We start from the raw sequence: 19,178 nt of genomic DNA, 5'->3' as shown, positions 1-19,178 counted from the left end.
CCCTTTTCGAAATGGGGAAAGGGGGGGCGGTGCAGTTGCCCCCTTTGAAAAAGGGGGCGGCGGCCGCGTAGCGGACGCGGGGGATTTGCTTTTGCTCTTGCTTTTGCCCTGGCGCTCTCCGTGCCGTTGTCGTAGCAACCAGCAACCAAGCGCCACAGCGCCGACGTCGGTCCGGCGCACCGCATGCTCCGCTTCCGCGGCGGACCCCGAAACGCAGAAAGGCGGCCGGAACCCGGCCGCCTTTCCCTCGCTTCCTCGCCGGCGCCCCGGACCGGGGCGCCGTGGGGCGCGTTTACAGCGCTTCGATGATCCCCGCCGCGCCCATGCCGGTGCCGATGCACATGGTCACCATGCCGTACTTGAGCTGGCGACGGCGCAGGCCGTGGACGATCGTCGCGGTGCGCACCGCGCCGGTCGCGCCGAGCGGGTGGCCCAGCGCGATCGCGCCGCCGAGCGGGTTGACCTTGGACGGATCCAGCTCGCTGTCGCGGATCACCGCCAGGGCCTGCGCGGCGAAGGCTTCGTTGAGTTCGATCCAGTCCAACTGGTCCTTGCTCAGGCCAGCCTGCTTGAGCGCCTTCGGGATCGCCGCGATCGGGCCGATGCCCATCACTTCCGGACGCACGCCGGCGACCGAGAAGCTGACGAAGCGGGCCAGCGGGGTCAGGCCGTAGTCCTTGACCGCCTGTTCGGAGGCCAGCAGCACCGCGGCGGCGCCGTCGCTCATCTGCGAGCTGTTGCCGGCGGTCACGGTGCCGCCGAACTGGCCGTTGCGGAACACCGGCTTGAGCTTGCCCAGGCCGTCCAGAGTGGTGTCCAGACGCGGGCCTTCGTCGGTATCGATCAGGGCCTGCTTGAGGCGGATCGTGTTGCCGGCCAGGTCGGGCAGGTGCGAGGCGATCTGGTAGGGGCTGATCTCGCTCTTGAACTCGCCGGCCTGGATCGCGGCGATGGCCTTCTGGTGCGAAGCCAGGGCGAACGCGTCCTGTTCCTCGCGCGAGACCTTCCATTCCTCGGCGACCTTCTCGGCGGTGATGCCCATGCCGTAGGCGATGGCGACGTGGTCGTCCTTGAACACCGACGGGCTCAGGGCGACCTTGTTGCCCATCATCGGCACCATCGACATCGACTCGGTGCCGCCGGCCAGGACCAGGTCGGCGTTGCCGAGGCGGATCTCGTTGGCGGCCAGGGCCACGGCCTGCAGGCCGGACGAGCAGAAGCGGTTGATGGTCTGCGCGGCGACCGTGTTGGGCAGGCCGGCCAGCAGCACGCCGATGCGCGCCACGTTCATGCCTTGCTCGCCTTCCGGCATCGCGCAGCCGATGATCGCGTCGTCGATCCGGCCCAGGTCGATGCCCGGCGCCTGCGCGACCACCGACTTGAGCACGTGGGCGAGCATGTCGTCGGGACGGGTGTTGCGGAACACGCCGCGCGGCGCCTTGCCGACCGGGGTGCGGGTGGCGGCGACGATGTAGGCTTCTTGCACTTGCTTGCTCATTGGATTCTCCGGAGTCGGGAATCGGGAGTCGGGAATCGGGAATCGAAGAGCCGAAGCCCGATTCCCGTCCCGATCGCCGTATCCCGCTTTAACGATTCTCGATTCTCAATTCCCGGCGCAACGTCGGTTGCGCAGAGGCTTGTTCCCGGCGCAAGGTCAGTTGCGCAGGGGCTTGCCGGTCTTGAGCATGTGCGCGATGCGTTCCTGGGTCTTGGGCATCTGCGCCAGGGCGACGAAGTGCTCGCGCTCGAGCTTGAGCAGCCATTCCTCGTCGACCAGCGAGTTGCGGTCGACTTCGCCGCCGCAGATCACGGTGGCGATGCGGCTGGCGATCTCGTAGTCGTGCGGCGAGATGAAGCGGCCTTCGAGCATGTTGACCAGCAGCATCTTGAAGGTGGCGATGCCGACGTCGCCGGCGACCTGGATGCGGCGCGCCGGCAACGGCGGGCGGTAACCGCTTTCGGCCAGCGCGCGCGCCTGGGCCTTGGCCACGTGCAGCAGCTCGAAGGCGTTGAACACGACCGCGTCGCCGTCGCGGGCCAGCTTGAGCTCGCGCGCTTCGAAGGCCGAGGTCGAGACCTTGCCCATGGCCACGCTCTCGAAGGCGGTCTTGAGCTGGGCGAACACGTCGCCGCCCGGGCCGGCGGCCTCGGAGGCGCGCACCGCGAATTCCTTCAGGCCGCCGCCGGCCGGCAGCAGGCCGACCCCGGCCTCGACCAGGCCGATGTAGCTTTCCAGCGCGAACACGCTGCGCGCGGCGTGCATCTGGAACTCGCAGCCGCCGCCCAGGGCCAGGCCGCGCACCGCCGCGACCACCGGCACCAGCGAGTACTTGATCCGCTGGCTGGTGGCCTGGAAGTTGGCGACCATCGCCTCGAAGCCCTTGATGTCGCCGGCCTGCAGCAGGCCCAGCGCGCCGGACAGGTCGGCGCCGGCCGAGAACGGTTCCTTCGGCTGCCAGATCACCACGCCCTTGAACTGTTTCTCGGCGATGGCGATGGCTTCCTGGATGCCGTTGAGCACATGATCGTTGACCGTGTGCATCTTGGTCTTGAAGCTGATCACGGCGATATCGTCGCCGTCGTCGGCCCACAGACGGATGCCGTCGTTTTCATAGACGGTGCGGCCCTGCGAGAACTTCTCGCCGATCAGGGCGTCGGGGAAGCGCTGGCGCGCGTAGACCGGGTTGGACGAGCGCGGCACCTGGGCATTGCGGCCCGGGCTGTAGCTGCCCTTGCCGTCGTGCACGCCTTCGCGGCCGTCGAACACCCAGTTCGGCAGCGGCGCGCTGGCCATGGCCTTGCCGTCGACGATGTCCTCGGCGATCCAGTCGGCGACCTGCTTCCAGCCGGCGGCCTGCCAGGTCTCGAACGGGCCCAGCGACCAGCCGTAGCCCCAGCGCATGGCGAAGTCGACGTCGCGCGCGGTGTCGGCGATCGATTCCAGGTGGAAGGCGCTGTAGTGGAAGCTGTCGCGGAACACCGCCCACAGGAACTGCGCCTGCGGGTGCTGGCTGGCGCGCAGCGCGGCGAACTTCTTGCTCGGGTCCTTTTCCTTCAGCAGGCCGGCCACTTCGGCGTCGAGCTCGCCGGCCGAGGCGCGGTAATCCTGCGCCGCCAGGTCCAGGACCAGGATGTCCTTGCCTTTCTTGGTGTACACGCCGGCGCCGGTCTTCTGGCCGAGCGCGCCCTTGCCGATCAGCGCCGACAGCCACTTCGGCGCCTGGAAATAGCCGTGCCACGGGTCGTCGGGCAGGGTGTCGGCCATGGTCTTGATGACGTGGGCCATGGTGTCCAGGCCGACCACGTCGGCGGTGCGGAAGGTCGCCGACTTCGGCCGGCCGATCGCCGGGCCGGTCAGCGCGTCGACGGTGTCGAAGCCCAGGCCGAACTGCTCGGTGTGGTGCATCGCCGCCAGCATCGAGAACACGCCGATGCGGTTGCCGATGAAGTTCGGGGTGTCCTTGGCGATCACCACGCCCTTGCCCAGGGTGGTGGTGAGGAAGGTTTCCAGGCCCTCCAGCACCGCCGCGTCGGTGGTCTTGGCCGGGATCAGCTCGGCCAGGTGCATGTAGCGCGGCGGGTTGAAGAAGTGCACGCCGAGGAAGCGGTGGCGCAGCTCTTCCGGCAGCACCTCGGCGAGCTTGTTGATGCCCAGGCCGGAGGTGTTGGAGGCCAGCACCGCGTGCGCCGGCACGAACGGGGCGATCTTCTTGTACAGGTCCTGCTTCCAATCCATGCGCTCGGCGATCGCCTCGATCACCAGGTCGCAGTCGCGCAGCTGTTCCAGGCCGGTGTCGTAGTTGGCCGCGGTCAGGCGCTCGGCCAGGGCCTTGCTCGCCAGCGGCGCCGGGCTCAGCTTGGCCAGGTTGGCGATGGCCTTGGCGACCACGCCGTTGGGGTCGCCTTCCTTCGCGGCCAAGTCGAACAGGACCGTGTCGACGCCGGCGTTGGTCAGGTGCGCGGCGATCTGGGCGCCCATGACGCCGGCGCCGAGGACGGCGGCGCGACGGACTAGCAATTGCTTGGACATCGTCTACAACTCCTTGAAGGAATTCGAAACTTCGTGGGCGAGGGGAGTTCTGCGGGCGGTATCGGTACGACCGGGGCGCTGGGCTCTCCGGCGGCGCCGGCCCCCGCCGGGACCGGGCCTGGCGCCGCTCAGCTCTTGAAGCCGGCGGCGGCGAAACGGATCAGTTCGCGCGCGGCGCGTTCGCGGTGCGCCTGTTCGGTGACGCCGGCGGGTCGCTTGATCAGGCCGAAATCGGCCATGGCGTAGGTCAGCGCCCCGGCCAGGAAGTCCAGGCGCCAGTACAGCTCTTCCTTGCTCAGCCCCGGCACCGCGCCGGCGATGGCCTTGGCGAACTCGCGCAGGACGTGGCCGTAGTGGTCGGACAGGAACTTGCGCAGGCTGTCGTTCTTCTCGGCGTAGGCACGGGCGATCACCCGGACGAAGGCGCCGCCGCCGTTGCGGTCCTGGGCCAGGGCCAGGGCGGGCTGGACGAAGGCGGCCAGGATCGGCTCCAGCTCGCCCGGGTGCTCGGCGACCGCGGCCTTGAGCGCGTTCATGCGCTGGCCGGTCATTTCGTCCATGCGCCGGCGGAACACCTCGTTGACCAGGTTTTCCTTGCTGCCGAAGTGGTAGTTGACCGCGGCGATGTTGACGTCGGCGCGGCTGGTGACCTGGCGCAGCGAGGTGCCGGTGAAGCCGAACTGGGCGAACAGCTCTTCGGCGGCGCCGAGGATGCGGTCCTTGGTCGAGAAATGGGCGGTGCTGGACATGGAGAAGGTGCGGCCGGTCGGGAAGGGCGGGCGACCGCGGACCGCGGCCTGAATCAAACGCTTGTTTGATGCTAGTCGCGGCGCCCCCGGCTCGTCAACGGTAAACGTACTCATCCGTACGGGGCGGCGGAAGCCCCGTCCGCGGACACCGCCAGAGGATGCAAAAGCAGTGAGCGATCCGTTAGAATTACCGCAGCCATATCGGCTAAACCCGCGTCCCGTCGCGGGTTTTCTGTTATTCTCGGGCCGACCGCAAGCGGCCCGCCTACCCGGAGAGTATCCATGGCGCTGGAGCGCACCCTGTCCATCATCAAGCCCGACGCCGTTGCCAAGAACGTGGTCGGCGAGATCTACACCCGTTTCGAGAAGGCCGGCCTGAAGGTCGTCGCCGCCAAGATGAAGCATCTCTCGAAGCAGGAAGCCGAAGGCTTCTACGCCGTGCACCGCGAGCGTCCGTTCTTCGCCGCCCTGGTCGAGTTCATGATCAGCGGCCCGGTGATGATCCAGGTCCTGCAGGGCGAGGGCGCGGTGCTGAAGAACCGCGAGCTGATGGGCGCCACCAATCCGAAGGACGCCGCGCCGGGCACGATCCGCGCCGACTTCGCCGACAGCATCGACGCCAACGCCGTGCACGGTTCGGACAGCCTGGAGAACGCCGCGATCGAAATCGCGTACTTCTTCCCGGCTACCGACGTCTACGCGCGTTGATCCGCTCGACGCAGCACGCATCGCGAGCCAAGCAGTGAACGATATCCGCGACAACGCAAACGACCTTCCTCCCGCCGGCGATGCGCAGGCGGCGGAAACCGCTGCGCGCGCGGACGCGCCCGCTCCGGCGGGCGCGGCGGCGAAGCCGGCCGCGGCCGGCTCCGTCGTGCCGGACAACGGCAAGACCAACCTGTTCGATCTCGACCGCGCCCAGCTCGAGGATTTCTTCGAGCAGACCCTGGGCGAGAAGCGCTACCGCGCGCACCAGGTGATGAAGTGGATCCACCACCGCTACGTCACCGACTTCAACGACATGACCGACCTGGGCAAGGCGCTGCGCGCCAAGCTCGAGGCGCATGCGCAGGTGCGCGCGCCGATGGTCGTGTTCGACAAGCCCTCCGCCGACGGCACCCACAAGTGGCTGCTCGGCATGGACACCAAGAACGCCATCGAGGCGGTCTACATCCCCGACAAGGGCCGCGGCACGCTGTGCGTGTCCTCGCAGGTCGGCTGCGCGCTGAACTGCCAGTTCTGCTCGACCGCGACCCAGGGCTTCAACCGCAATCTGTCGACCGCCGAGATCATCGGCCAGGTCTGGGTCGCGGCGCGCCACCTCGGCAACGTCCCGCACCAGCAGCGCAAGCTCACCAACGTGGTGATGATGGGCATGGGCGAGCCGCTGGCGAATTTCGACAACGTGGTGCGGGCGATGAGCATCATGCGCGACGATCTGGGCTACGGCCTGGCCAACAAGCGCGTGACCCTGTCGACCGCCGGCATGGTGCCGATGATCGACAAGCTCGGCGAGGTCAGCGACGTGTCGCTGGCGGTGTCGCTGCACGCGCCCAACGACGAGCTGCGCAGCGAGCTGGTGCCGCTCAACAAGAAGTACCCGATCGCCGAGCTGATGGAGTCCTGCGTGCGCTACGCGCTGCGCAAGCGCGGCACCTCGGTGACCTTCGAATACACCCTGATGAAGGGCGTCAACGACCAGCCGACCCATGCGCGCCAGTTGGTCCGCCTGCTGCGCCAGTTCGACAACGCGGTGCAGATGAAGGACGCGGCCAAGGTCAACCTGATCCCGTTCAATCCCTTCCCCGGCACCCGCTTCGAGCGCCCGGACGACGCGGCGATCCGCGGCTTCCAGAAACTGCTCAACGAGGCCGGCATGATCGCGCCGGTGCGCCGCACCCGCGGCGACGACATCGACGCGGCCTGCGGCCAGCTCAAGGGCCAGGTCATGGACCGGACCCGGCGCCAGGCCGAGTTCCGCAAACAATTGCAGGCCCAGGGCCTGGATAAGGACGTCGGCGATGCCGCAGCCTGAGTTCCCCCGCCGCGCGTCCGCGACTGCCGCCGCGCCGGCGGGGCGGGCCTTGCGCACCGCGTTGCTGTCGGCCCTGATCGTATTCGCCGCCACCGCCTGCAACCGGCTGAGCTTCATCAAGCCGAACATGGAGCGCAAGGGCTTCACCCAGACCGCGATCGACTACGAGGTCGGCGACAAGCGCGAGCACAGCAATGCCTACGCCGCCGCCGGCCGGATCCAGGCCGCGCAGCGCTACCTCTCGCTCGGCGAGCGCGACAACGCGGCGGCCGAACTCAAGCAGGCGCTCAAGCTCGACCCCAAGTCGGCCGAGGCCTACAGCCTGATGGCGATGCTGGCCGAGCAGGGCGGCGACAACGCCAGGGCCGGCGGTTACTACCGCAAGGCCGCCGAACTGGCGCCCGACCGCGGCGCCGCGCTCAACAACTACGGCGTATGGCTGTGCGCCAACGGCCGCGCCAGCGAAGCGATGGGCTGGTTCGACCGCACCCTGGCCGACCCGCGCTATTCCACCCCGGCGGTGGCGCTGGCCAACAGCGGCGCCTGCGCCGATCAGATCGGCCAGGGCGAACGCGCCGACCGCGACCTGCGCATGGCGCTGGCGCTGGATCCGAACAGCGCGATGGCCTTGAGCGCGATGGCCAAGCGCCAGCTGCGCCTGGGCAAGGCTTTCGAGGCGCGGGCTTTTTCTGAACGCCGGCTGGCGCTCCAACCGGTTTCAGCTGAAGCGCTGATGACTGCGTCACAGATCGAAGAAAAACTCGGCGACACGGCTGCCGCCGCGAGATACGTTCAGCGTCTGAGGGCGGAGTTCCCTGACGCGCAGGGCTCCGGATTGGGGGATGGCGGTAGGTGATGATGCAGTCGAACGAATTCGCGCCTGAAGTCGGCGGAAGCTGCGGCGCGCGTCTGAAACAGGCCCGCATCGCGGCGGGGCTGTCCATCGAAGACGTCGCGACGCGCTTGAAGATGCCGACCCGCGTCGTGCAATCGCTGGAAACCGACGACGTCGCCTTGCTCGGCGCGCCGGTGTTCGTGCGCGGCCAGCTGCGCAGCTATGCGCGCCTGCTCGGCATCGACCTGGAAAATCAACTCGCAGCGACCCCGCTGGCGTCGACCGCGCCGTCCGAACTCGTCAGCCACACCCACACCCCGCGCTACCGCCGGGTGTTCGAGCAAACCACCCGCCGCGCCATCTACATCGTCCTCACGGCGGCGATCGCTGTGCCGGTGGTGATCGCGACCCGTCCGCACCTGGGCAACCAGGTCGCGGTGCAGTCGCTGGAAATGCCGGCCATGCCGGCCGCCGGCGACGCCGGTCCGGCCCAGCATCCGGCCGCGGCGCAGACGCCGCAGCGCACCCCGCTGATCGCCTCGATCGCGCCCTTGCCCACGCCGGCATCGGCGCCGGCGCAGAAGACGCTGAGCCTGAACTTCACCGGCGAAAGCTGGATCCAGGTGCGCGGCGGCGACGGCCGGGTGCTCGACGAAGGCACCGTGCAGGCCGGCCAGACCCGCAGCTACGCGCTGGCCGAGGTCGCCTACGTGAAGCTCGGCAACGTGCCGGGAGTGGAAGTGCGCAAGGCGGGCGAAGCGGTCGATCTGGCTCCGTTCAGCCGCGGAAGCGTGGCCCGCTTTACGCTATCCTCTGACGGTTCCCTCGCGCCGGCCTCGAACTGAGCGCAGCGGCGGGGTCGCGACCCTCGCCGGCCCGCACGCGGGCCGGTTCCCATTGACTCTGGCCGCGCCCGTTCGGGCGAGGGCCTTGCACGGCGGCGTACGGCCTAATGGCAATTGACGATCTGCTCGACGAACACGAACAAAGCGAACGCGTACTGGCCTGGTTGCGCGCCAACGGCGCGGCCCTGATCGGCGGCGTCGCCCTCGGCCTGGCCGCGATCGGCGGCTGGAAGTGGTGGGGCAACCACCAGCTCGAGCAGCACACCCGCGGCGCCAATCAGTTCCAGACCGCGGTCGACGCGCTCGAAGCCAAGGACAAGACCGCGGCCGCCAAGGTCAAGGCGCTGCCGCCGGGCATGTACCAGACCCTGGCCATGCTCGACCTGGCCAAGAGCCAGATCGAAGCCGGCCAGCGCGACGCGGCCATCGCCACCTTGAAGTCGATCAAGACCGAGGACGCTGCGATCGCCGAGATCGTCAACCAGCGCCTGGCGCGTCTGCTGATCGACGCCAAGCAACCGGCCGAAGCGATCAAGCTGCTGGCCAAGTCGAGCACCGCGATGGCGATCGAAGTCCGCGGCGACGCCCAGTTCGCCCTCGGCAAGGCCGAGCAGGCGCGCACCGAGTACAGCGCCGCCCTGGCCAAGCTCGACGCCGAGTCGCCGCGCCGCCGCCTGCTCGAACTCAAGCTCACCGAAGCCGGCGGCACGCCGGTCAAGCCCGAGGCCAAGTCTTGATGAAGTACGTTAATGCGGGTGGTTCGCCGTCGTTTTTCCCGGCCCGTAACGTCGCCCGCTTCGCCGCCGTCGCCTTGTGCGCGGTGGCGCTGAGCGGCTGCTCGACGGTCAAGGGCTGGTTCGGCGGCGGCAAGAAGGACGACGGCAAGCCCAACGAGCCGACCGAGCTCACCGACATCACGCCCAGCGTCAAGGTCGACAAGATCTGGTCGGTCAACGCCGGCAAGGGCGAAGACCGGATCGGCGTGCGCCAGGGCCCGACGGTGGCCGACGGCCGCGTCTACGCCGCGGCGATCAAGGGCGGCGTGCACGCCTACGACCTGCAGACCGGCAAGGAAGTCTGGCACTACGTGCCCAAGCGCGAAGACAAGGACAAGAAGGACAAGGACATCCGCCTGTCCGGCGGTCCCGGCGCGGGCGACGGCCTGGTCGTGATCGGCGGCCTGGACGGCGAGGTGATCGCGCTCGACGCGGCCACCGGCGCCGAGAAGTGGAAGGCCAAGGTCTCCAACGAAGTCATCGCCGCCCCGACGATCGGCCTGGGCATGGTGTTCGTGCGTTCCAACGACGGCCGCGTCACCGCCTTCGACGCCGCCAGCGGCGAGCGCCGCTGGTTCTGGAGCCATGAAGTGCCGATGCTGTCGGTGCGCGGCAACGGTTCGCCGACCCTGGGCCCGGGCTACGTCTTCGTCGGCAACGACGACGGCACGATCAACGCCCTGGCCGCCAACGACGGCCGCCCGACCTGGGACGCCCCGGTCGCGCTGCCGGAAGGCCGCAGCGAACTGGACCGCATGGCCGACGTCGACGGCGCCCCGGTGCTGGAAGGCACGGTGCTGTACGCGACCAGCTTCAAGAAGCGCACCGTCGCCATCGACGCGCCCAGCGGCCGTCCCATCTGGGTCAGCGATCATGGCGGCGTCGGCCGCCTCGGCATCGGCAGCGACCGCCTGATCGTGGCCGACCCGACCGGCCTGGTGTTCGGCCTCGACAAGGCCAGCGGCAGCGCCCTGTGGCAGCAGCCCTCGCTGGCGCGCCGCAACCTGTCCGGAGCGGCGGTGCAGGGCGACTACGCCGTGGTCGGCGACTACGACGGCTACATCCACTGGCTCAAGCTCGACACCGGCGAATTCGCCGCCCGGGCCCGGGTCGGCGGCAAGGCCCTGCGCGCCAGCCCGGTCGTCGTCGACGGCGTGCTGGTGGTGCAGAACGTGGAAGGCGAGCTGACGGCGTTCAAGTTGCAGTGAAGCCGGGAGTAGGGAATCGGGCATAGGCACTGGGGGTTCGGCGCGACCTGCGGGGCGCGCGGCCCGGCCCGGCACCGGTTTTCGATTCCCTGGTTTCCCGCTCGTCGTGTGACCTGCGGCCCGGACGGCGACTGCCGTTCCGGGCCGATTGTTTGAGCGCCGCCGCTCGCTTTCCGATGCGGCGACGTGCCCGGCCACGGCTCTCCGGATCGGAAGTCGGAGCGGCCAGGCAGCGGCTCTGGCACTATGTCGGCCTGTTTAGACGGAATCGGCCGCCGCCGCCGCTGGCTGACAGCGGCGTTCTCCGACTCTCCATTCCCCATTCCCCATTCCCGGCTCCAAACACATGCTCCCGCTCGTCGCCCTCGTTGGCCGGCCCAACGTCGGAAAATCCACCTTGTTCAACGCGCTTACGCGCAGCCGCGACGCGCTCGTCCACGACGAGCCCGGGGTGACCCGCGACCGCCATTACGGCGTGTGCCGGCCGGAAGGCCAGCGCGCGTTCGCGGTGGTCGACACCGGCGGCATCGCCGGCGAGGACGAGGGCCTGGCCGGCGCGACCGCGCGCCAGGCGCGCGCCGCCGCCGAGGAGGCCGACCTGGTGCTGTTCGTGGTCGACGGCCGCGAAGGCGCTTCGGCGCTGGACGACGAAATCCTGGCCTGGCTGCGCAAGACCGCGCGGCCGACCCTGCTGGTGGTCAACAAGACCGACGGCATCGACGCGCGCGAGGCGATCAACGACTTCGCCCGCTACGGCATCCGCGACGCGATCGCGGTGTCCTCGGCCCACCGCCAGGGCCTAGACGAACTGTTGAGCGAGGTACTGGGCCGCCTGCCGGCCGAAGGCAGCGCGACCGAACTGGACAACGATCCCAACCGGATCCGGGTCGCCTTCATCGGCCGCCCCAACGTCGGCAAGTCGACCCTGGTCAACCGCCTGCTCGGCGAGGAGCGGATGATCGCCTCCGACGTGCCGGGCACCACCCGCGACTCGGTCGCCATCGACATGGAGCGCGACGGCCGCCTGTACCGGCTGGTCGACACCGCAGGCGTGCGGCGCAAGTCCAAGGTCGAAGAGGCGGTGGAGAAGTTCTCGATCATCAAGACCCTGCAGGCGATCGAGCAGTGCCAGGTCGCGGTGGTCATGCTCGACGCCGGCGAAGGCGTCACCGACCAGGACGCCAGCGTGCTCGGCTACGCCCTCGACGCCGGCCGCGCGCTGGTGGTCGCGGTCAACAAGTGGGACGGGCAGACCGAGTACCAGCGCCAGCAGACCGAGAACCTGCTGATCCGCAAGCTGGCCTTCGTCGACTGGGCCGAGCCGGTGCGGATCAGCGCCAAGCACGGCTCCGGCCTGCGCGAGCTGTTCGCCGCGATCCATCGCGCGCATGCCTCGGCGACCACCGAGATCGGCACCAGCGAAGTCACCAAGGCCCTGGAGATCGCCTACGAAAGCAACCCGCCGCCGGTGGTGCGCGGGCACGTGGCCAAGCTGCGTTTCGCCCATCCGGCCGGAACCAATCCGCCGACCTTCGTCGTCCACGGCACCCGCCTGCGCACCCTGGCCGACAGCTACAAGCGCTACCTGGAGAATTTCTTCCGCAAGCGCTTCAAGCTGGTCGGCACCCCGGTGCGGTTCGTGTTCAAGGACAGCAGCAACCCGTACGAAGGCAAGAAGAACGTGCTGACCGAGCGCCAGGTGGCGAAGAAGCGCCGCCTGATCCGCCACGTCAAGCGCGGCAAGTAAGCGGCGCCCGCGCCGAACCGGAAAAACCCCGCCGTCGCGCGGGGTTTTTTTGTTCGCGCCGCGCCGCGCGGCGCCGGTCCGGTATCGGCGCCGCAGGCCGCAGGCACAATGGCGGCATCGCCGCCGCAAGCCCGCTCGCATGCAGATCCCGCGTTCCGAATTGACCTTGGGCATCCTCGCCGGCGGCCGCGCCAGCCGGCTGGGCGGGCTGGACAAGGCCTGGCTGCAGCGCGACGGCGAAGCCCAGGTGCTGCGCCTGGTGCGGCGTTTCCGCGAGCGGGTCGGGGCGGTGCGGATCAGCGCCAATCGCGATCTGGCGCGCTACTCAGCGCACGGTCTGAGCGCGGTGCGCGACAGCTTGAACGAGGTCGGCCCGTTCGGCGGTCTGGACGCCCTGGCGGCGGCCTGCTCTACGCCGTGGTTGTTCACCTTGCCGGTCGATGCGGTCGATGCCGCGCCGGAACTGCTGCCGGCGCTGATCGCCGCGCAGGACGGGCAGGGCGCCTACGCGGTCGACGACGACGGCGTGCAGCCGCTGTTCGCGCTGTGGCCGGCCGCGCCGCTGCGGCAGGCGCTGGCGCAGGCGGCCGAACGCGACCGCTGGGCGGTGCGCGAACTGCAGGCCGCACTCGGCATGGCCGCATTGCGCCTGGATGGCCTACGCTTCGGCAACCTCAATACGCCCGACGACCTGGCCGCGGCCGGTTTCGTGCCCGATCCGGATGGCTGAGCCGCCGCCTCGGCCGGCGCCGGCGGCCCTGCCGTTTGCCGATCCTCGCCCCGAATGCCCGCACCACCGGAGACCCCCGCACCATGACCGATTTCCCGACCGGGTTGCCGTTCGACGAGGCGATGGCGATCGTCGCCGAAGTCGCCGCCGCCCACCGGCTCGACAGCGAAACCCTGTCGCTGGGGCGCAGCCACGGCCGCGTCCTGGCCCACGACGTCGAGGCCGTCCTGTCGCTGCCGCCGTTCGACAACAGCGCGATGGACGGCTATGCGTTCCGCCATGCCGACCTCGACGGCGAGTCGACCCCGATGCGGGTGATCGGCGAACAGTTCGCCGGGCTTGCCGGCGACTGGCGGCTGGGGCCGGGCGAGTGCGTGCGCATCACCACCGGCGCGCCGCTGCCGGCCGGCGCCGATACGGTCGCGATCAAGGAGAACGTGCGCCTGGACGGCGATGCGGCGCTGATTCCGGCCTGCCCGCTCGGCCATCACGTGCGCTATGCCGGCGAAGACGTGCGCGAAGGCGAGCGGCTGCTGCAGGCCGGGCAGGTGCTGACCCCGGCGCGGGTGTCGCTGGCCGCCTCGTTGGGGCTGTCTTCGCTGGAGGTGCGGCGGCGCCCGACCGTGGCGGTGTTCACCAGCGGCGACGAACTGGTCGAGCCCGGCATGCCGCTGCGGCCGGGGCAGATCTACGACAGCAACCGCGAACTGCTGATGGGCCTGTTGCGCGCCGACGGCCTGGAGCCGACCGCCTGGCCGCGCCTGCCCGACGATCCCAAGCGGGTCGAGATCGCGCTGCGCGATGCGGCCTGCGCCTTCGATCTGGTGTTCACCTGCGGCGCGGTCTCGGCCGGGGAGAAGGACCATATCCCCACGGTGCTCGGCGAGTTCGGCCGGATCCATCTGTGGAAGGTGCGCATGCGCCCGGGCATGCCGCTGCTGTTCGCCAGCATGGACCAGGCGCGGCTGCTGGGCTTGCCCGGCAATCCGGTGTCGGTGCTGGCGACCTACCTGAGCTTCGGCCGCGCCCTGGTCGATGGCCTGCAGGGCCGCAGCGAGCCGCGGCCGCGCCTGCGCGCGCGCCTGGTCGGCGGCATCGACAAGACCCATCCGCGGCGCGAATTCGTGCGTGCGCGCCTGCGCAGCGACGAGCACGGCGTGCTGTGGGCCGACCCGAATCCAGCCACGGGCTCGCACCGGCTGCGAGCCGCGGCCGAGTCGGAGGCGCTGATGATGGTGCCGGAAGGACCCCAGCGACTGGGCGAAGGCACGGTGATGGAGGTTTGGCCTTACGCGTTGGGGTGAGGCAGCGAGCCGAGGGGGGAGGGCAGCGAGCCGAGCCGATCCCAACCGCCGCTCCGCGCAACGCTGCATCCCCGCATTCGCCTGCCGCCCCGCCGGCGAAAGCGGATAATCCCGGCATGAGCAGCGAACGTAGCGCCCCCGAGAGGATGGCCCCCGAGCAGATTTCCCCCACGCAGGCGCGCGCCCGCCAGGAGGCCGGCGCGATCCTGGTCGACGTGCGCGAGGCGCACGAGCGCGCGTCCGGCCAGGCCGAGCACGCGCTCGGCGTGGCCAAGGACGCGCTGGAAGCCGATCCGCGGGCCTTCCTGCCCGATCGCGGCGCCGAGATCGTGCTGATCTGCCAGTCCGGCGCGCGCTCGTTGCGCGCCGCGCAGGCCCTGCTCGACGCTGGCTACGCGCGCGTGGCCTCGGTCGACGGCGGCACCAGCGGCTGGATCGCCGACGGCCTGCCGCTGGCCGACCTGAAGCAGTCCGAGGCCGAGCGCGATTTCTACGATCGTTATTCGCGCCATCTGCGCCTGCCCGAGGTCGGCGAAGCCGGCCAGCGCAAGCTGCAGGCGGCGCGGGTGGCGATGGTCGGCGCCGGCGGCCTGGGCTCGCCGGCGGCGTTCTACCTGGCCGCGGCCGGGGTCGGCACCCTGGTCCTGGCCGACGACGACGTGGTCGACCGCAGCAATCTGCAGCGGCAGATCCTGCACACCGAGCAGCGCATCGGCACGGCCAAGGTCGAGTCGGCGAAGATCGCCCTGCAAGCGCTCAACCCGAGGGTGCGGGTGGAGACCTTCGCCGAACGCATCGGCGCCGACAACGTCGAGCGCCTGATCGGCGCGGCCGACGTGGTGTTCGACGGCGCCGACAATTTCCCGGTGCGCTATCTGCTCAACGACGCCTGCGTCAAGCTCGCCAAGCCGCTGGTGTACGGCGCGATCCATCGCTTCGAAGGCCAGGTCAGCCTGTTCGACGCCGGCCGCCATCGCGGCGAGCGGCCCTGCTACCGCTGCCTGTTCCCCGAGCCGCCGCCGCCGGAAGCGGCGCCGAACTGCGCCGAGGCAGGCGTGCTCGGCGTGCTGCCGGGAGTGATCGGGCTGATCCAGGCCACCGAAGTGGTCAAGCTGATCCTCGGCCTGGGCGAGCCGCTGGCCGGGCGCCTGCTGCATTTCGACGCGCTGGGGCTGCGCTTCCGCGAGACCCGCCTGCGCCCGGACCCGGATTGCCCGGTGTGCGCGCCGGGCCGGCCATTTCCCGGCTATATCGATTACCACGCCTTCTGCAGTGCGCATTGAGCGGCTGCTGCTGGCCTGCCTGCTGGCGGCAGGCCTTCCGGCCTCGGCGCGGCCCCCCGCGCCGATGGCGCTGGAGCGCCTGGCCGAACTGAGCGCGCAGCGGCTGCAACTGGCCGATCGGGTCGCGGCGAGCAAGCGCCGCAGCGGCAAGCCGGTCGAAGACGCGGCGCGCGAAAGCGATCAGCTGCAGCGGCTCGGCGAGGCCGCCGTCGCGCGCGGGCTGCCGCGCGAGGCCGCGACCGGTTTCTTCCGCGCCCAGTTCGAAGCCAACAAGCTGATCCAGTACCGCCTGCTCGGCGAGCCGCCGCGGCGCGGCGAGGCCGCGGCCGAGCTGGACGCGATCCGCGCGCAGTTGAATCGGCTCAACGAGCAACTGCTCGACGCCCTCGGGCCGGGATTGGGCGAAGCGGCAGGCGCGGACTGCACGGCGCGGTCGCGGCGGGCGCGCGAGCGGGCCGCGCGGCGGCAGCGCCTGGACGAGTTGCACCGCATCGCCCTGAGCCGCGCGTTCGGCGATCTGTGCCGCCGGCGCTAGTCGGCGGCGATCGCCTCGATCTCGACCATCCAGCCTTCCTCGTACAGGTCGGCGATGATCACCGTCAGCGCCGGCGCGTGTTCGCCCAGCACTTCGTGGCGGATCTCGTAATTGCGCTTGCGCAGCCGGCGTTCGCTCAGATACGTGGTGACCTTGACCAGGTTGGCGTAGGTCATGCCGGCGGCCTCGAGCTGGCGCTCGACGTTGGCCCAGGCGCGCCGGCATTGGCCGTCGAAGTCCTTGGGCAGGACGCATTCCTCGCACTGCGGCAGCTGCCCGCTGACGAACACCAATCGCTTGAAGCCGGTGATCTCGAGCGCTTGCGAATACGACACTTCGGTAGGACGGATTTCGCGGCGTTGCATGGACGGGCCCCGGCGTTGGGAAGCGAAGGACGGATCAGTCGATGAAACCTTGCAAGGCCTGAGCGTACTCGGGGTACTGGCCGATGTTGTGATGGTCGGCGCCGTTCAACTGCACGACTTCCAGCCCCTGGGTGCGGGTCTGCAGCGAGTAGATCAGGCGTTGCGTGTTCGGCGGCGGGATCACGTCGTCGTGGCTGGCGCGCACGATCAGGATCGGGCCGAAGTAGTTGCGCAGATGCTTGACCGACTCGTAGCGGTCGCGCACCAGCCAGCGGGTCGGCAGCCATCGGTAGTGCGCCTGCGCGGTCTCGCTGAGGCTGTCGAACGGGGTCACCAGGGCCAAGCGCTCGACCGGACGGCGGCTGGCGACGTAGCTGGCGACGCCGCTGCCGAGGCTGCGGCCGATCACCGCGATCGGCTGCTTGGGATGCTCGCGCGAGACCTGATCGAAGGTGGCCAGGGCGTCGGCGAACAGCGCGGCCTCCTCGGGACGGCCGTCGCTGGCGCCGAAGCCGCGGTAGGACAGCAGGTAGACGGTGCGATCGGGAAACCACAGCGCCAGGGTGTCGCGCATGTTCTCGATCCGCTCGGCGTTGCCGCCGAAGTAGATCAGCGCCTTGTCGCGGCCGGGGTTGAGGCGCCAGCCGCGCAACACGATGTCGCCGCGGTCCACCGTGTAGTCGGTGGTATTGGCGCGCAGCCGGGTGTTCTGCGGGAAATACATCAGTTCGCGCTGCTTCACGTACAGCCAGCCGCAGATGCTGAGGTATCCGGCGGCGGCGACGCCGGCCAGCGCGGCGAGAGACGGGAGCAAACGGGGCGTGCGGGCCATCGGGCGGAGCGTTCCTGGTCGGGGGCCGCGACGCGGCGGCCCGGGCGGATCGGTTCGACGCGTCGGTTCGACGCGCCGGTTCGATAACGTCCCGGCGACGATAACCCGCGCGCTGTCCGCTCGCCAGGGTTCGGCGGCGATCACGCGCTTTGCACGTTCGGGCGATAGGCTGGCGGCGGGCGTCGCGGTGCGGCAGTTAAGCCGCGTGCGGGTAAGGTCGCCGGCTGCGGATGCGTCGCCTTGCCGGCGCTCGCGCCGAGGCCGTCGCCGGTCGCTTCGCCTCGCCCTCGCGCGGCGGCCCCGGCCGTCGACGGGCGGCATCCCCCATCAGGAGAAAGGATTCGATGTTGCGTTCGTTCGTGCTCGCTTGTGTCCTGTTTTCGGCCAGCGCCTCGGCGTGGGCCGCCGACGCCTGCCCGCGCTTGCGCGGCCAGGCCGGCGCCGCGGAGGCGGCGACCCGCATCGCCGCCGCGGCCTGCACCGAGAACCTGCAGTGGTACCGGCCCTTCATCGACACCCAGGGCCGGCTGGCCAGCGCCACCCTGAGCGAGGCCGAGCGCGCGCGCCTGGAAGACGGCGCGACCGAAACCTGGCGCCGCACCGCCGGCTACTGGCGCGACACCGGGCTGTTGCAGCGCATGGCCGGCTTCGCCGGCGCCGAGCAGTGCTTCGATCCGTACGGCAGCGCGTACTCGACCGCGGCCTGCCGCTCGTTCCTGATCGACAACCCGTGGTCGGCGGCGTTCGTGTCCTACGTGATGATGAAGGCCGCGGTGCCGGGCTTCCGGCCCTCGGCCAGCCATTACGACTACGTGCGCGACGCCTACCGCAGCCCCGAACAGAGCCCGTTCCAGTACCTGGACCCGGCCGCCGCCAATCCGGCGGTCGGCGACCTGCTGTGCGCGGTGCGCTCCAGCACCCGGGTGTACGGGCATGCCGGGCTGACCGCTGCGCTCAACGGCGAAGGCGGCCTGAACATGCATTGCGACATCGTCGTCGCGGTCGATCCGGACCACGACGGCAAGGCCTATCTGATCGGCGGCAACGTCCAGCAGGGCGCGACGATGCGGATGATGGCGGTCAACCGCAACGGCCAGTTCTGGCCGCTGCCGCTGCGCAGCGACACCCAGGTGGAGTGCTCGCCCGACACCGTCTCGGCCTGCGACATGAACAAGATGGATTGGGCGGCGCTGCTCAAGCTCAAGCCGCAGGCCGCGCTGGCGACGCTGGCGCCGCCGCAGCCGTTGTTCGCTCCGCAACAGGCCCCGGCCAGCCAGCCGCAGGCTTGCTGCGTGCAATGCGTGGTCGGTTCCGGCGTGCCGCGTTGTCCGAATCCCAATACCCCGTCGCTGCGGCCGCAGCAGGAGTGAGGGGCGGGAGTCGGGAATCGGGAATCGCACCGCGGCGGGGTAGGGGCGGCGCCCCACGGGGATTTCCTGCAGTCGCAAGCCGCGACCGCCATGCCCCGACCCCACGGCATGCATCCCCTGTAGGAGCGGCGTGAACCGCGACCACCGAAGCAGCGTACGCGAGCGCCAGCGGCCGAAGCCGCGGCTGCCTCAACCGTGCCGCTGCTGCGCCGCCTCGAACGCGGCCAACTGCTCCGGCGTCGCTTCCTTCTGATGCTGCGCCTTCCACTGCGCGAACGGCATGCCGTACACGGCCTCGCGCGCCTCGTCCTTGCTCATGGCGATGCCGCGCGCCTCGGCGGCCTCGCGGTACCAGTCGGCCAGGCAGTTGCGGCAGAACCCGGCCAGGATCATCAGGTCGATGTTCTGCACCTCCGGGCGCTCCTGGATCAGATGGGCGAGCAGGCGGCGGAAGGCGGCGGCTTCGATGGCCAGGGTTTCGTGATCGGGCGGGGCGTGGTCGGCGGGCGGGGCAGGCTGGGTCATGGCGGGGCT

18 protein-coding genes are annotated in these 19,178 nt (G+C 70.1%); 12 read left to right on the top strand and 6 right to left on the bottom strand.

The annotated features are described in order from the left end of the window. Positions 1–292: 292 nt before the first annotated feature. From AC3A57_RS05735 to AC3A57_RS05725, 3 genes are all read right to left on the bottom strand, one after another. The gene (locus tag AC3A57_RS05735) at positions 293–1,498 is read right to left on the bottom strand and encodes an acetyl-CoA C-acyltransferase (protein ID WP_487578011.1); all 1,206 of its coding nucleotides are present in this window, start codon (positions 1,496–1,498) and stop codon (positions 293–295) included. Positions 1,499–1,654: 156 nt separating this feature from the next. Continuing rightward, positions 1,655–4,030 (bottom strand): 3-hydroxyacyl-CoA dehydrogenase/enoyl-CoA hydratase family protein, encoded by a 2,376-nt coding sequence (locus tag AC3A57_RS05730; protein WP_487578010.1) that lies wholly within the window; start codon positions 4,028–4,030, stop codon positions 1,655–1,657. 128 nt (positions 4,031–4,158) lie between these two features. Next, a complete protein-coding gene (locus AC3A57_RS05725) occupies positions 4,159–4,779 on the bottom strand; it encodes a TetR/AcrR family transcriptional regulator (RefSeq protein WP_487578009.1) in 621 nt (206 codons plus the stop codon). Positions 4,780–5,061: 282 nt separating this feature from the next. On the opposite strand from AC3A57_RS05725, the gene ndk reads away from it, so the two are divergent. The 11 genes from ndk to aroQ all read left to right on the top strand — a co-directional run bounded on the left by ndk (position 5,062) and on the right by aroQ (position 16,077). After that, the gene (gene ndk, locus AC3A57_RS05720; protein WP_487578008.1) at positions 5,062–5,487 is read left to right on the top strand and encodes a nucleoside-diphosphate kinase; all 426 of its coding nucleotides are present in this window, start codon (positions 5,062–5,064) and stop codon (positions 5,485–5,487) included. 166 nt (positions 5,488–5,653) lie between these two features. Next, positions 5,654–6,814, top strand: a complete 1,161-nt coding sequence (gene rlmN, locus AC3A57_RS05715; protein WP_487578402.1) for a dual-specificity RNA methyltransferase RlmN — start codon at positions 5,654–5,656, stop codon at positions 6,812–6,814. 49 nt (positions 6,815–6,863) lie between these two features. Then, a complete protein-coding gene (pilW, locus tag AC3A57_RS05710) occupies positions 6,864–7,670 on the top strand; it encodes a type IV pilus biogenesis/stability protein PilW (protein ID WP_487578007.1) in 807 nt (268 codons plus the stop codon). Continuing rightward, on the top strand, positions 7,670–8,494 hold the full coding sequence (locus AC3A57_RS05705; RefSeq protein WP_487578006.1) for a helix-turn-helix domain-containing protein: 825 nt from the start codon (positions 7,670–7,672) through the stop codon (positions 8,492–8,494). The genes pilW and AC3A57_RS05705 overlap by 1 nt, the downstream gene beginning before the upstream one ends. A 107-nt stretch (positions 8,495–8,601) precedes the next feature. Then, entirely contained in the window at positions 8,602–9,231 is a 630-nt protein-coding gene (locus AC3A57_RS05700; protein ID WP_487578005.1) for a YfgM family protein, read from the top strand. Further along, positions 9,231–10,478, top strand: a complete 1,248-nt coding sequence (bamB, locus tag AC3A57_RS05695; RefSeq protein ID WP_487578004.1) for an outer membrane protein assembly factor BamB — start codon at positions 9,231–9,233, stop codon at positions 10,476–10,478. Before AC3A57_RS05700 ends, bamB begins: the two co-directional genes overlap by 1 nt. Positions 10,479–10,824: 346 nt before the next feature. Next, positions 10,825–12,225, top strand: a complete 1,401-nt coding sequence (der, locus tag AC3A57_RS05690; protein ID WP_487578003.1) for a ribosome biogenesis GTPase Der — start codon at positions 10,825–10,827, stop codon at positions 12,223–12,225. A gap of 139 nt (positions 12,226–12,364) precedes the next feature. Further along, a complete protein-coding gene (gene mobA / locus AC3A57_RS05685; protein WP_487578002.1) occupies positions 12,365–12,955 on the top strand; it encodes a molybdenum cofactor guanylyltransferase in 591 nt (196 codons plus the stop codon). A gap of 83 nt (positions 12,956–13,038) precedes the next feature. Continuing rightward, entirely contained in the window at positions 13,039–14,259 is a 1,221-nt protein-coding gene (locus tag AC3A57_RS05680) for a molybdopterin molybdotransferase MoeA (protein ID WP_487578001.1), read from the top strand. Between the two features lie 116 nt (positions 14,260–14,375). Continuing rightward, positions 14,376–15,542 carry a molybdopterin-synthase adenylyltransferase MoeB gene (gene moeB / locus AC3A57_RS05675; protein WP_487578000.1) on the top strand — a complete coding sequence of 389 codons (1,167 nt, stop codon included), beginning with the start codon at positions 14,376–14,378 and terminating at the stop codon, positions 15,540–15,542. Then, entirely contained in the window at positions 15,532–16,077 is a 546-nt protein-coding gene (aroQ, locus tag AC3A57_RS05670) for a gamma subclass chorismate mutase AroQ (protein WP_487577999.1), read from the top strand. Before moeB ends, aroQ begins: the two co-directional genes overlap by 11 nt. On the opposite strand, the gene AC3A57_RS05665 is transcribed toward aroQ, so the two are convergent. Both AC3A57_RS05665 and AC3A57_RS05660 read right to left on the bottom strand, forming a co-directional pair. Further along, on the bottom strand, positions 16,074–16,442 hold the full coding sequence (locus AC3A57_RS05665; RefSeq protein WP_487577998.1) for a RidA family protein: 369 nt from the start codon (positions 16,440–16,442) through the stop codon (positions 16,074–16,076). The genes aroQ and AC3A57_RS05665 overlap by 4 nt on opposite strands. A 34-nt stretch (positions 16,443–16,476) precedes the next feature. After that, positions 16,477–17,274, bottom strand: a complete 798-nt coding sequence (locus AC3A57_RS05660; RefSeq protein ID WP_487577997.1) for an alpha/beta hydrolase — start codon at positions 17,272–17,274, stop codon at positions 16,477–16,479. A gap of 344 nt (positions 17,275–17,618) precedes the next feature. Here AC3A57_RS05660 and AC3A57_RS05655 point away from each other — a divergent pair, with 344 nt between their 5' ends. After that, positions 17,619–18,644 (top strand): DUF2272 domain-containing protein, encoded by a 1,026-nt coding sequence (locus tag AC3A57_RS05655; protein WP_487577996.1) that lies wholly within the window; start codon positions 17,619–17,621, stop codon positions 18,642–18,644. A 189-nt stretch (positions 18,645–18,833) separates the two neighbouring features. Here AC3A57_RS05655 and AC3A57_RS05650 read toward each other — a convergent pair whose 3' ends face one another. Further along, positions 18,834–19,169 (bottom strand): DUF1244 domain-containing protein, encoded by a 336-nt coding sequence (locus tag AC3A57_RS05650; protein ID WP_487577995.1) that lies wholly within the window; start codon positions 19,167–19,169, stop codon positions 18,834–18,836. Positions 19,170–19,178 lie beyond the last annotated feature (9 nt).

The sequence above is a fragment of the Lysobacter sp. Soil_C_15 genome (genome assembly GCF_057657315.1).
The sequence above is the reverse complement of the archived record's forward strand: the minus strand, read 5'-3'. Positions and strand labels throughout refer to the sequence as shown.